Below are 13,052 nucleotides of genomic sequence, written 5' to 3'. Positions count from 1 at the left end.
GCGGACAGCGCAAGCAGGAGAGTGCAAAAACCTAGACGAGAGCGGGCGGAGCGCGCGACTGCGCGGTGGACCAGATGAACAGCGGTGCGGGAGACTGGTAGTACAGCGCGGGCAAGATAGCCGTGCCGCTGGCGACGGGCAGCGGCAGCACGGGGCTGGGCGGCAAGCCCACTGAACCCGCATGCGTGGAACAGAAGGCGCAATGCTCCATCTGCATGGACTTGCCGCCGGACTTGCTGCCTTCCTTGGCGACGTCATCGACCTGGACAACCTGGACAAAACGGATGCCGGCCACCGAGCAGATTTCCGCCCAGCCGGAGCCCGATTCCTGCTTGGCATTGGCGATGGCCTGGGAAATCGACGGCGCAAGCGCCGCCAGCAGGATCGCGAAACAGGCGATCCAGGCGGCGCAGCGGCGTGTGAGTGTGTTCATTCCCATGGTGGCATTTTACCAGCGGCCGCCGGAGCTGGGTAGCTGAAAGCGGCTCAGACAGCCGGGCAGGCGGCGTTGCCGCCGTCGAAGCCGCGCACGACAGTGGCCATGTCGGCGGCGATACGGCCGACGGCGCGGCGGTGGCCCGTTACCAGTTCGTCGTAGCCGGCGCCGGTTTTTTCATTGGCCACCGTGCGGCATGTGACCACCTTGTTGCCGGCCAGCTGGCGCACGCTCCAGACGGCGTCGATCAGCGCGTACTGTCCCATCACCGATTCGAAGCGCTGCACATTGGTGCTGATGCGGTACACGGGCAGATCGTCGGGGTGCGGCGTGCGGAATACATCGATGGCGCCCAGGTCGTTCGTCACGGCGGTGGACAGTGCCTGGCCGATCTCGCCAGCCAGCGGCCCCGCCCAGCGCTGCTGCTCCAGCAGTTCGATGCGGCCCGACGGCGCCGTCACCACGAACTGGCTGCGGCTCACCTGCTGCGGCACGCTGACGGCCAGCACCTCGACATAGTATTTAACGGGCTTGGCCGGCAGCGCGTCGGCGCCGCCGCTGAGGGTATAGAAATGCTCGGGCTGGGGCGTGGAGCAAGCGCCCAGCAAGACGGCCGCCATCAGCGCCGCAAAAATAGGCTTCATCATTTTTCATCTCCTTTTTTGCCGCGGATCAGGGACTCAGGGTGGCGTTCCAGGTAGTCCGACAGGGCGTTCAGCGATTGCAGGGTTTGCGTCAGCTGCTGCAAAGCCTGGCGCACATCGGACTGCAGCGGCGAATCCTTTTGCAGCACTTGTTCAGCCGTGCCAAAAGTCTGTTTCGCTGCCGTCAGCGTATCGCGCATTTCCGGCACCACCTGGCCATCTAGCTGCTTGAAGAGGGTATTGGCCTGCTTGATGGTGGCGTTCAGGTTGTTGCCGATCTCGGCAAAGGGCACCTGGTCCAGCTTGCGGGCAATGCTGGCGATCTGCGTCTGCAGTTCATCGAGGGTATTGGGCACAGTCGGCACCTCCAGCGGATACTTGTTCAGCTCCAGCACCACCTTCGGCGCTTTCGGGAAGAAGTCCAACGCGATATACAACTGGCTGGTGAGAAGATTACCCGTACGCAGCTGGGCGCGCAAGCCGCGGCTGACCATGCGTTCGAGCAGTTGATGGCCGGCCGAGCCTTCCGCGTCATCGACGGCCGTCTTGAAGCGCATGCCCAGGCGGGCCGGATACAGATTGACGGTGACGGGCATGCGGAAATTCTTTTTCACCGGATCGAATTCGATACCCACCGAGCGCACCTCGCCCAGCACGATGCCGCGGAAGTCCACCGTGGCGCCGGGCTGCAGGCCGCGCAGCGACTGGTCGAAATAAAATACGCTGGTAATGGCTTCACCATCGGGTTCGCGCATGGCCCTAGCCTCGTCGGCTGCCAGGCGGTAGCTGGTACCGGCAGGTGCCGGGTCCTCCGGCTTGCGGCCGTTTTCCGCCTCAAAAGCGATGCCGCCCACCAGCATGGCGGCCAGGGATTGCGTATTCAATTTAAAGCCATTGGAATCGAGGCGCACGTCAACGCCACTGGCATGCCACCAGCGCGCATTCTTGCCAACGAATTGATCATACGGCGCATTCACGAAGACCGACATGGTGATGCCATTGCCGTCCTTGTCCAGCGCGAAGCTGACTACCTTGCCCACGCGCAGGCGGTGGAAGAACAGGGGCGAGCCCACATCGACAGAACCGAGGCTTTCCGCATGCAGGGTGTACAGCCTGCCCTTCTGGTCGCCGGCAATCGCAGGCGGCGTCTCCATGCCGAGAAAATTGTCTTTTTTGGCTTCAGACTTGCCCGTGTCGGCGCCGATATACGCGCCCGACAGCAAAGTGCCCAGGCCCGTCACGCCGCTGGCGCCGATCTGCGGGCGTACCACCCAGAAACGCGAATCCACGGTGGCGAAGCGGCGCGCTTCCTTGCTCATGTCTATCGTCACCAGCACCTTACTCAAGTCGTCATCGAGGGTGATGGCGCGCACCTGGCCGATGTCGACATCCTTGTACTTGACCTTGGTCTTGCCCGGCTCCAGCCCTTCGGCACTATTGAAGCTGACCGTCACCGTGGGCCCCTGGTCGAGGATGGACTTGGCGGCCAGGCCGGCGCCGATCAGCGCGGCCAGCAGCGGAATGAGCCACACCAGCGACGGCAGCCAGCGGCTACCCTGTTCCACATCGGGTTCGGGCCATTGCCGTGCGCCCGTTTCGGCAAGATCACCGGCTTCCTTGTCAGACATGCTGTTCTCCAATCACTGTATTGTTTCCGGTATTTGCCATCACCACGGGTTCTTCCTCGCCGGGTGCCTGCTCGTCGACGGGGTCCCAGATCAGGCGCGGGTCGAACTGCATCGCCGCCAGCATCGTCAGCACCACCACGGCACCAAAGGCCAGCGCGCCAGGACCTGCCGTGATCACCGCCAGCGACTTGAAGCGCACCAGCGCTACCGTCAGGGTGACGACAAAGATATCGAGCATGGACCAGCGGCCGATGAATTCGACCATGCGGTACAAGATGGTGCGCTGGCGCGGCCGCCAGCGTGAGCGCCGCTGCGCCGTCCAGGCCAGCAGCGCCAGCACGCCCAGCTTGAGCATCGGCACGACCACGCTGGCAATGAAAATGATGATGGCCAGGCCCTTCGAACCGCTGGTCCAGAACAGCACCACGCCGCTCATGATGGTGTCATTTTGCGCGCCAAACAGCGAATACGTGACCATGACGGGCAGCAGGTTAGCCGGAATGTAGAGGATCATGGCGGCGATCAGCAAGGCCCAGGTACGGTTGATGCTGTTTGGTTTACGCACGTGCAGCGCCGTGCCGCAACGCACGCACAGCAGGTGTTTGCCCTTGATCAGTGGGGGGGCCGTTCCCATAGCCGCATCAAGCGCGCCGCCAAACTGTTTGCCCTTGATCAGTGGGGGCGCCACCAGGCCGCAGGCATGGCAGGGCACCACCCGCTCGCCTGGCGAAAAAGCCTTGTAGCGGATGCCTGGCATCGCTTGCCGCGTCAGATCGTCGCCCAGGTTCCACAGTGCCTTCGGGTCGAACGAGACGACGATGGCCAGCAACAGGGTCAATGCGCCAAACGCGAACAGCCCCGGTTGCGGCACCACGGTGGCCATGCTGGTCATCTTGACGACGGTGATCAGGATGCCGATCATCAGCACTTCCGTCATGCCCCACTCGCGCGCCGTCTGCACGGCGCGCAGCACGCGGTTAAAGCCGGGCACCTTGACGCCTCCACGCAAGCCCAGCGCCACATACAGCAAGGAACCGAGTTCGACGGCGGGAAAGAGGATGGTAAACAGGAAGACCATCGTCGCCACCACCTGCATCTGCTCGGACCACAGCACGCGGATGGAGCCGAGCAAGGTGGCGCTGGACGTCAGGCCATTGACATCGAGTTCGACGATGGGAAAAAACTGGGCAATCAGGAAGACAAAGGCGGCGCCCAAGGTGAGCGCCACCACCTTGTCCAGGCCTGCGGAGGCGGCGTGGCCTGGCGCGGCCCGGCCTGGCGCGGCGCGATACAGCACCGAGCGGCAACGGATGCAGCGCGCCTTTTCGCGTGGACGCAGCGGACGTTTGCGGTATAGCACGCCGCAGTCATGACAGCTAATCAGGTCGTATCGGTGCACAGTGTGAAGTTTGGCGGCGCGAGGAAGCGCGACTATCCCATGTCAATGCCAGCCATCATATTACATACTCGGCATTTTCCTGCACTGCAGCACTATTTATTCACGTGTGCCCAATAGCGCCTCCACCGCGCGGCCAATTTGCAGCACCCGTTCATCCTTGCCCGCCAGGCCGCAGATGCCCAGCCCCACCGGCAATTGCCCCCCGGAGTGGCAAGGCAGCGACAGCGCGCAGCCGTCGAGGAAGTTGATCACGCTGGCGTTGCGCAGCACCAGTCCATTGGTGGCGAAGAAGGTGGCGTCATCGGCCTCCAGGGGCGCGATCTGCGGCGCCACGATGGCCACGCTGGGCATCAGCCAGGCGTCAAACGGCGCCAGGCGTTGCTCTGCGATGGCGATCAGGCGTGCGCGCGCATCGAGCAGGTCGATGTAGTCAGCCGCGCCCTGCTGCTGGCCGCGGCGGATGCGCGCCGCCACGCGCTGGTCGTACTGCGCACCCTTTTCATCGAGCAGCGTCCGGTGCCAATGCCAGGCTTCGGCCGCCACCAGGCCGCCGCCGCCATTGATACCCGGCAGTTCCAGCAACTCGGGGAAATCGAACTGCTCTACCCGCGCGCCGGCCGCGCGCAATTTATCCAGCGCGCGGTCAAAAGCCTGCTGTACCTGCGGCTCGACATTGGCGCCCACGAAATCGGTGGTAAAGCCGAAGCGCAGGCCTTTCAAGGCCGGTGCGTTATCGGCAATATCCTGGCCAGACAGTGCCGCATACATAATCGCGCAGCAATCGACGCTGCGCGCGATGGGACCAGCCGAATCGAGAGAGCGCGACAGGGGCACCGTGCCTGCCAGCGACACGCTCGCCGCCGTCGGCTTGAAGCCAGTCAAGCCGCAAAAGGCGGACGGGATGCGGATCGAGCCGCCCGTATCCGTGCCCAGCGCGCCGGCTGCCATGTCCAGCGCAACCGTCACGGCGCCACCCGAAGTAGAACCGCCGGCCACGCGCGCGCGGTCCTGCGGGTTGCGCGGCGTGCCGTAATGGGGATTGAGGCCCAGGCCTGAGAATGCAAATTCGCTCATGTTGGTACGGCCCAGCAAGACGGCGCCGGCCGCCCGCAGGCGCGCCACGGCAGCGGCATCGGCAGGCGCTGGCGGCGCGTCGGCCAGCGCCTGCGAGGCGGCGCTGCTGACTTGCCCCTTGACGTCGAACAAGTCCTTGATGGAAAGGGGGATACCCGCCAGTGGCGAAGGAACCCAGCCGGCGGCGCGCGCCGCGTCGCTGGCACGCGCCTCCATCAGCGCCTGTTCGCCATCGAGGCTGATGTAGGCGAAACCGCCCTGTGCGCGGTGCGCCTCGGCGCGCGCCAGCATGCGCTGCGTCAGTTCCACGCTGGTGATGCGGCCAGCGGCCAGGTCGGCCGCCAGTTCACGAATGGTCTTGGTCATTGCGTTATCCTTCCACGGGCAGGGTTTGCACGGCATAGCGGTGCTGCAGGCGGCGCTGCAAGGCTGGATCATACAGCTCCAGCTCGAAGGCGTCGCCATGGCCCATTTCACCGATGATGGGCTGCGTACCGCAAAACATGGCACTACCCACGGGCAGGCTGGCCTGCCCCGTGTAGCGCTGCATCAGGTCCTCGGGCGACAGCATGCGCGTCACCGGACCATCCTGGTACAGGGCCGGTACGCCATCGCGCTCACGCCAGGAGCGCATCTGCAATTGATCCCAGTGGCCGGCCACGTCGGCGTAGCGCCACAGGGTATCGCCCACTGGTTTGCCGCACATCTGCTTCGATACCGTCACGCCATAGCTTTCCACCTTGCGCTCCGTGTGGTCCGAACCGATCCCCACCAGCAAGCCGTATTCGGTGGAGAACAGCACGAATTCAGCCTCGCCGGACGAATCCATGCCCGGTACTTCGATGGCCGCGTCGCTTGAGAGCAGCTTTGCTGCCACGCGGTAGAACGTCGGCACTTTCTTGGGGCGCGCCACGCCGATGGCTTCCAGTTCGGCGATATGGTGTTCGACCATCGCCATGTCGCGGCCGGTCCAGCCGGCGATGATCAGGTTGTCGATGTCGAAAGTGACGGGGCCATGCCCGGCCAGTTGAAAACTCAGTGTTGTCATGATTTCCTCTTACTCTTCCAATGGGCTGCGGCCCGTTTCTCTTGCCGCGAAAACGGCAGCGCCCGTGATCAGCAAGGCCGCCGCCACGTACAGCGAGACGGCCATGGTGCTGTTATATGAGCGGTACAGGCTGGCGATGATGAGGGGCGCGAAGCCACCACCGATGACGCCGGCCAGGGTATAGGCCAGCGAGGAACCCGCATAGCGCACCTTGGTGGGGAACTGCTCGATGACGAAGGCTGCTTGCGGACCATACATGATGGCGTGAATGATCAAACCCACCACGACGGCCGTGACGATGGCAGCCGGGCTGGCCGTATCGAGCAAGGTAAAGAAGGCAAACGCCCACACCAGGCCCAGCACGGCGCCCAGCGCATACACTGGGCGGCGGCCGACCTTGTCCGACAGCGCGCCAAAGAGGGGCACTGCCAGCGCATTGCAGGCCGTGCCGATCATGATGGCCGTCAGGGCCAGGGTCGATGACAAATGCAGCACCGTCGTCACATACGTCAGGGTAAACACCACCACCAGCGCATACAGCACGTCCGAACCGATACGTACGCCGCCAGCGATCAGCAAACGGCGCCAGTAAATGCGCAGCACGTCACCGATCGGTGCTTCGGCCTTCGCATCGTGCTGGTCGAGTTCCTTGAACAATGGCGTTTCCTCGATGCCGCTGCGTATCCACATGCCGAAGGCCACCAGCAGCAGGCTGGCGATGAACGGCATGCGCCAGCCCCAGTCCATGAACGCTTCGTGCGGCAGCAGATACGTGATCAGGCCGATGCAGCCCGTCGCCAGCAAGGTACCGAACGACGGCCCCACCTGCGTCCACGAGGCGTTGCGGCCACGCTTGTCCGCAGCCCCGTGTTCGACGGAGATCAGCACGGCGCCCGCCCATTCGCCGCCAAGCGCAATGCCCTGCACGAAGCGCAGCGCCACCAGCAGGATCGGACTCCAGATGCCGGCCGTCGCGTAGGTGGGCAGAAGGCCCATCAAGCCGGTCGTCACGCCCATCAGCATCAGGGTCACCACCAGCACCCAGCGGCGTCCCAGCTTGTCGCCCAGGTGGCCGAAGATCACGCCGCCGATGGGACGCGAGATATAGCCCACCGCATACGTGGAAAAGGCCAGGATGGTCCCCGTCAACGGATCGAATGAAGGAAAGAACAGATGGTTGAAAATCAGCGCGGCCATGGTGTTATAGACGGTGAAGTCATACCATTCCAGGGTCGTGCCGACCATGCTAGCCGTGGCCAGGCGGCCCGTCTTGGATTTTTCACCCGGCGCCTGTGCAGCCGGGCGCGCAGTGCTTGCCTTTGTATATGTGGTCATTGCCTACCTCTCTCGTCAGTTTTATTGCAGACCCGGCGCACGATACTGTGCCCTGCGCCATGGTCCGTGTCTCGTGTTATGGGCGTTCCGGCAACAGGAGCTTTACGCGGCTTGCAGGTCGGCCTCGCGCAGTTGCCAGGACAGTTGCAAAATGGCCGCTTCTGCCGCATCGAGGCCCAGCGCGCTGGCTTCGTTTACCGCCGCCACTGCTGCAGCTTCCGATGATGCGTCGATAAGGAAAATCGGATCGAGCACGCGGCCTTCCTTCTGTTCCGCCTGCAGGGGGCCGGACAGGTTCGCGTCGGGCGTCAGCAAGCGCGTGGAAATAACGCCGTCGATCTGCAGCAATGTCGTACCCAGCGCCGCCATGCCGACCACCGCCTCGGCATCCTGGCCGATGGCTTGCGCGCCCAGGCGCAGCACGGCCAGCCAAGCGCCCGTGCCCATGCCCGTTTCCGCCTCGATGGCGCAGACGCGGCGCATCGGGTCAACCATGCGCTGCAGATTAGTCACCGACCACGGCGTCTGCTGGCCAAATGCCTTGAAATAATCAGGCGTCTGGAAGGCATCGAGCGAAACGGTGCGGTACAAGCCCAGGTATTTGCGGGGACCACGCACGCTCTGGTAGCGCGTACCGCTGACAAAGCCGGGAATGCGCACGCGTTCTTCCACGTGTTCGCGGTCATACCAGCGGTTGAAATCGAGTTCGTGTTCCGGGTCGGCGCTGGTCCAGACAAACAGGATGCCGGGCAAGGTGATAGGGGACGTCGTCATGATGGATCCGTTTACGTTATGAGTGGGGGCAAACCTAGGATAGGTGGCGCCCAACTGCTTGGCAAACGGGTTATTCTGAACGCGACTGATAAGTTTTTCTTGTGGGTTGAGGCGACAACAAGCACTTTATTGTCATGTCCGCGTCCCGGCCCCATAGGCTTCATCCAGGCCCAGCGTGAACCTGGCCGCCTCCTCGCAGGCCAGCATGGCCACCAGTTGAATCGCTTCCGTGGTGATATCTTCGCTATAGCTGATGACGATGCGCTGCGGCGCCAAGGTACTGGTGCAGGCAATCAGGGCGATGTTGCCCTGTTCGATTTCCTCGCGCAGAGGCGCCAGGGGCAGCACGGCGATGCCGAAGCCCGCCTTGACCAGCCTCACGATGGCGGAAATCGAGCTGACGCAGTGCACGCGGCCCAGCTGCACGCCCTCGTCCTGGCACAGCGCTTTCAGCGCCGAATGTGGTTGCGAGCCGCGGTTCATGGTGATGATGGGGTGCTCGGCAAGCTGCGCCACCGTGAACGGCACGCCCGTATCGGGCCAGTCGGCCTTTCTACCCGCCCAGCCCATGGCGATGGCGCCACTGCCCGTGCTGCGGATATGGTCGCCCGTCAGCATGTCCGTCTGCAGTGCGATATCGAGTTCGCCCTGCTGCAGCTGCTCGTGCAGGCGGCGCGTCGATTCGGACGTCAATTGAATTTCGATACCCGGATAGCGTTCCTGCACACGCTGCAAAAATGGAATCAGCCAGGTATGCACGATGGTTTCGATGACGCCAATGCGCACTTCCCCCGTGATCTGCGCGGGCGAGGAATTGGCCGCATACATGTCGCGGCACAGTTCGAGCATGCGTTCGGCATATACCAGCAGGTTGCGTCCGGCGAAAGTCAGGCGGATTTCACGCGCCTCGCGGTCGAACAGGCGCGTACCGAAATCCTGCTCCAGCGAGGCGATGCGGTTGGAAATGGCCGCTTGCGTGATGTGCAGCTTGTCGGCCGCCGTGCGGAAGCTGCCCAGCCGCGCGGCCCAGACAAACGCTTCGAGAAAACGGGTATTCAATGGGGCTCTTCTTCACTGTGAGTGTTCACCCCATTGTAAGGCAAAGCACGGCGCCTATTTCTCCGTCAGAAAATCGAGCAAGGTCAGGGCGACGATCTTGCTGGCACGGCGCAAGTCGTCCAGCGCCAGGCGCTCGTCAGCCTTCTTCGCATTCGATTCGGGTACCGTGCGTGGGCCTGCGCCATACAGCACTGCCGGGATGCCCCGTTCGCCATACAGGCGCGCATCCGCATACAGCGGCGTGCCGACGGCGGGGATGGTTTCGCCCAGGATGGCTTGCGCATTCTTTTGCAGGCTGTCGACCAGCTTTTCGGAACCTGGCAAGGGCCGCAGCGCATGCGACAGCAGCAGGCGGCGGATCTCGATGCGGATGCCCGGCTCGCCCCGCACGGCGTCTTCGATCAGCGCGCGCACCTGTGCCTCCACCGCCACTGGATCTTCTTCCGGAATCATGCGCCGGTCCATTTTCATGACCACCTTGCCCGGCACCACATTGGTATTCGTACCGCCGTCGATGCGTCCCACCAGCATGGTAGGCGAGTCGATACCGGCCACCTTGGACTTGATCTTTTTCAGTTCCGGCAACTGGCCGTAGATGGCGTTGAGGATCTTGCTGGCCGCCTGCAGCGCGTCATGGCCAGTTTCGGGCATGGAGCCGTGGCCCGACTTGCCGTGCACGGTGATTTCCAGCTGTAGGCAGGCGTTGTGCGCAGTGACGATGCCATAGGTGAAACCGGCCGCGATGACGAAGTCGGGCTTCGTCAGGTTTTGCTCCAGCAGCCAGCCCGGCCCCAGCAAGCCGCCGAATTCCTCGTCATACGTGAAGTGCAGTTCCAGCTGGCCCTTTAGCGGTATGCCCAGCGCCTCCAATGCGCGCGCGGCAAAGACATAGGTGGCGAAATCGCCTTTCGATACGGCCGTCGCGCGGCCATACATGTAGCCGCCGTCGATCTGGCCGCCATACGGCGGATACGTCCAGTTGTCGCCCGGTGGCACCACATCGCCATGCGCATTCAAGGCCACGGTCGGCCCGCCCGGCCCATATGCGCGGCGCACGATCAGATTGGTGATGCTCTGCATGCCATACGCTACCACCTGGTCCGTCGGCACGGCGTGTTTTTCGGCCTGCCAGCCATACGCCTGCAGCAGTTGCGCCACCAGCTCCGCGTGCGGCGCGTTGTTACCGGGCGGCGTATCCGTCGGCTGCTGCACCACCTTTTGCAGGAAAGCGACTTCCTCGTCGAAATGGGCGTCGATCCAGGCTGTGATGTGTTCCGCGCGCGTTGTCATTTTGCTCCTTGCATTGTATGTTGCAGCCATGCTCCCACCTGGGTGCGCTCCGCTTCCGTCATGTTTGTCAGGTTACCGATCGGCATGGCCTTCAGCTCGATGGCCTGCTTGTAGATTTGCGCGCCGTGCTGGCGTATCAGTACCTCGTTGTCAAGCATGATGCCCGATGGCGCCGTCGCAAAGCCCGGCTGCGTCGGGTGCGCCGAGTGGCAGGTGGCGCAGCGTTGCGTGATGATGGCCTGCACGGCCGTGAATTCGGCGGCGGGGTCTGCCACTGGCGCTGCAGCCACCGGCGCCTTGGGCGCAATGGCCACGGCCACGGCGACCAGCAAAGCCACGCCGATGGCCGGATAACGCCACTCTACCCTGCCCTTGTGGCGCAGGTTGAAGAAGTGGCGAATGAAGACGCCGGCCGCCATGATCAGCGCCAGCACCAGCCAGGCATGGTCGTTGCGGTAGGTCATCGCGTAGTGGTTGCTGATCATGATGAACAGCACGGGCAAGGTGAAATAATTGTTATGCACGCTGCGCTGCTTGGCTTTCAGGCCATGCCTGGGGTCGGGCACTTTGCCGGCGGCCATGGCCTCGACCATCTTGCGCTGGCCAGGAATGATCAGCATCAGCACATTGGCCACCATGATGGTGCCGATCATGGCACCGACGTGGATATATGCAGCGCGCCCACTGAGCAAATGCGTCAGCACATAGGCGGCGCCGACGATCAGCGCGAATACCGTCACGCCGAACCACAATTCGTACTGGGCCAGCCTGGAGCGGCACAGCAGGTCGTACACGGTCCAGCCGATGACCAGGGTGGCAATGCCGATGCCGACGGCCTGGCCACTGGAAATGTCCGCCACGGACTTGTCGATCATCATGGCCTGGGCATTGAAGTAATAGGCAATCGTCAGTAGCGCAAAGCCGGACAACCAGGTGGAATATGCTTCCCACTTGAACCAGTGCAGTTCCTTCGGCAGTTCGCTTGGGGCCACCAGGTATTTTTGCGGATTGTAAAAGCCGCCGCCATGCACGGCCCACAGTTCGCCCGACACGCCTTTTTTCGCCAGCGCCGAACCGGGCGCCGGCGGGCGTATCGAGTTGTCGAGCCAGACGAAATAAAAGGAAGCACCGATCCAGGCGATGCCCGTGATGACGTGCAGCCAGCGGACGATCAGGTTCAGCCATTCAAGGCCGTACGGAATCAGGTAGGCAAATACTTCCATAAATTTCCTCTAGTCAGACCGAACCAAATATTCGCGCCAATCTACACAAGATAAACGGATTTACCGCCCATCACATGAAAAATATCGTATATTTGACATATTCAATTCGATATACAACAGAGCCGCCACCACATGTCCAGCCTGCCGCAACACCTCGATCTGCACCTGATCCGCATCCTCTACCTGCTGCTGGTGGAAAAGAATGTCTCGCGCGTGGCGCTGAAACTCAATCAACCGCAGCCATCGATTTCCGCCTCTCTGCGCAAGTTGCGCGAACTGACGGGCGATCCGCTGCTGGTACGCGGCGCGCGCGGCATGGTGCCCACCCAGCACGGCGAAAGCCTGCTCAATCCGGCCAAGCGGATCCTCGACCAGACGGAAAGCCTGTTCATCAAGAAGACGCCTTTCGTGGCGCAGGAAGAAGCGCGCACTTTCCATATCGCCGCGCCCGACTACCTGGACAGCCAGTTCCTGCCCAACGTGGTGGCGCTGCTGCGCCGCGGCTCACCGAAAAGCCGCGTCGTGCTGCACAGCCTGGGGCCGGGCATCGATCATATCCGCCAATTGTCCGATGGGGGCCTGGACCTGGTCATCGCCAACTGGGATGAACCGCCCGCCCATTTGCACATCTCGAAGCTGTTCGAAGACCCTATCATCTGCGCCATGCATGCGGAAAACGCCTATGCGCGGCGCACTGCCAGCGACGCCATGACCCTGGACGATTACCTGAGCCTGCCCCACGTGGCGCCATCGCAGATGATGCCCGGTTACCACGGCGTGATCGACTCCTTCCTTGAGCGGCAAAACCTGCAGCGCAACGTGGTGGTGGAATCAGCGTACTTCGGCCTGATCCCCTACATGCTGACGCAGACCGACCTGGTATTGACCACGGGCCGCCAGTTCATGCGCTTCTATGAGAAGACGCTGGCGCTGAAAACCTATACCGTGCCCTTGAAATTCCCGCCCATGCGCTTTTACCAGCTATGGCACCAGCGCGTGCACCAGGCGCCTGAGCACAAATGGCTGCGCGACCAGGTCAGCGCCGCGGCCAAGGCGCTGGTTCAGCGATAGGCGCTATCAGCGCGCGCATATAATGGACGCCAGAACGGGCGCTATCATCACCGCTTGCATGATCGGAAAAC

At 62.9% G+C, this 13,052-nt stretch carries 12 protein-coding genes; 1 reads left to right on the top strand and 11 read right to left on the bottom strand.

Annotation, left to right across the window (positions count from 1 at the left end):
• Nucleotides 1-31: 31 nt before the first annotated feature.
• The 11 genes from ACQ4W6_RS05135 to ACQ4W6_RS05085 form a co-directional block, all read right to left on the bottom strand.
• Complete coding sequence (locus tag ACQ4W6_RS05135) at nucleotides 32-433, bottom strand: DUF2946 domain-containing protein (RefSeq protein ID WP_436566108.1); 402 nt, start codon at nucleotides 431-433, stop codon at nucleotides 32-34.
• 53 nt (nucleotides 434-486) lie between these two features.
• Nucleotides 487-1,083 (bottom strand): PqiC family protein, encoded by a 597-nt coding sequence (locus tag ACQ4W6_RS05130; protein WP_436566107.1) that lies wholly within the window; start codon nucleotides 1,081-1,083, stop codon nucleotides 487-489.
• Nucleotides 1,080-2,708 (bottom strand): PqiB family protein, encoded by a 1,629-nt coding sequence (locus tag ACQ4W6_RS05125; protein ID WP_436566106.1) that lies wholly within the window; start codon nucleotides 2,706-2,708, stop codon nucleotides 1,080-1,082. Before ACQ4W6_RS05125 ends, ACQ4W6_RS05130 begins: the two co-directional genes overlap by 4 nt.
• The gene (locus ACQ4W6_RS05120; protein ID WP_436566105.1) at nucleotides 2,701-4,107 is read right to left on the bottom strand and encodes a paraquat-inducible protein A; all 1,407 of its coding nucleotides are present in this window, start codon (nucleotides 4,105-4,107) and stop codon (nucleotides 2,701-2,703) included. Before ACQ4W6_RS05120 ends, ACQ4W6_RS05125 begins: the two co-directional genes overlap by 8 nt.
• A gap of 96 nt (nucleotides 4,108-4,203) precedes the next feature.
• Nucleotides 4,204-5,547 (bottom strand): amidase, encoded by a 1,344-nt coding sequence (locus tag ACQ4W6_RS05115; RefSeq protein ID WP_436566104.1) that lies wholly within the window; start codon nucleotides 5,545-5,547, stop codon nucleotides 4,204-4,206.
• Between the two features lie 4 nt (nucleotides 5,548-5,551).
• Entirely contained in the window at nucleotides 5,552-6,229 is a 678-nt protein-coding gene (locus ACQ4W6_RS05110; protein ID WP_436566103.1) for a DUF2848 domain-containing protein, read from the bottom strand.
• 9 nt (nucleotides 6,230-6,238) lie between these two features.
• Nucleotides 6,239-7,564, bottom strand: a complete 1,326-nt coding sequence (locus tag ACQ4W6_RS05105) for an MFS transporter (protein ID WP_436566102.1) — start codon at nucleotides 7,562-7,564, stop codon at nucleotides 6,239-6,241.
• 102 nt (nucleotides 7,565-7,666) lie between these two features.
• Complete coding sequence (locus ACQ4W6_RS05100; protein ID WP_436566101.1) at nucleotides 7,667-8,338, bottom strand: hypothetical protein; 672 nt, start codon at nucleotides 8,336-8,338, stop codon at nucleotides 7,667-7,669.
• A 132-nt stretch (nucleotides 8,339-8,470) separates the two neighbouring features.
• On the bottom strand, nucleotides 8,471-9,397 hold the full coding sequence (locus tag ACQ4W6_RS05095; protein ID WP_436566100.1) for a LysR family transcriptional regulator: 927 nt from the start codon (nucleotides 9,395-9,397) through the stop codon (nucleotides 8,471-8,473).
• A gap of 54 nt (nucleotides 9,398-9,451) precedes the next feature.
• On the bottom strand, nucleotides 9,452-10,687 hold the full coding sequence (locus ACQ4W6_RS05090; protein ID WP_436566099.1) for a M20/M25/M40 family metallo-hydrolase: 1,236 nt from the start codon (nucleotides 10,685-10,687) through the stop codon (nucleotides 9,452-9,454).
• Entirely contained in the window at nucleotides 10,684-11,910 is a 1,227-nt protein-coding gene (locus tag ACQ4W6_RS05085) for a urate hydroxylase PuuD (RefSeq protein ID WP_436566098.1), read from the bottom strand. Before ACQ4W6_RS05085 ends, ACQ4W6_RS05090 begins: the two co-directional genes overlap by 4 nt.
• A gap of 132 nt (nucleotides 11,911-12,042) precedes the next feature.
• Between ACQ4W6_RS05085 and ACQ4W6_RS05080 the strand changes: the two genes are divergently transcribed.
• Nucleotides 12,043-12,981 (top strand): LysR family transcriptional regulator, encoded by a 939-nt coding sequence (locus ACQ4W6_RS05080; RefSeq protein ID WP_436566097.1) that lies wholly within the window; start codon nucleotides 12,043-12,045, stop codon nucleotides 12,979-12,981.
• Nucleotides 12,982-13,052: the final 71 nt, after the last annotated feature.

The organism is Janthinobacterium woesei (assembly GCF_051380875.1).
In the GTDB taxonomy this organism is placed as follows: Bacteria; Pseudomonadota; Gammaproteobacteria; order Burkholderiales; family Burkholderiaceae_D; genus Janthinobacterium.
The sequence above is the reverse complement of the archived record's forward strand: the minus strand, read 5'-3'. Positions and strand labels throughout refer to the sequence as shown.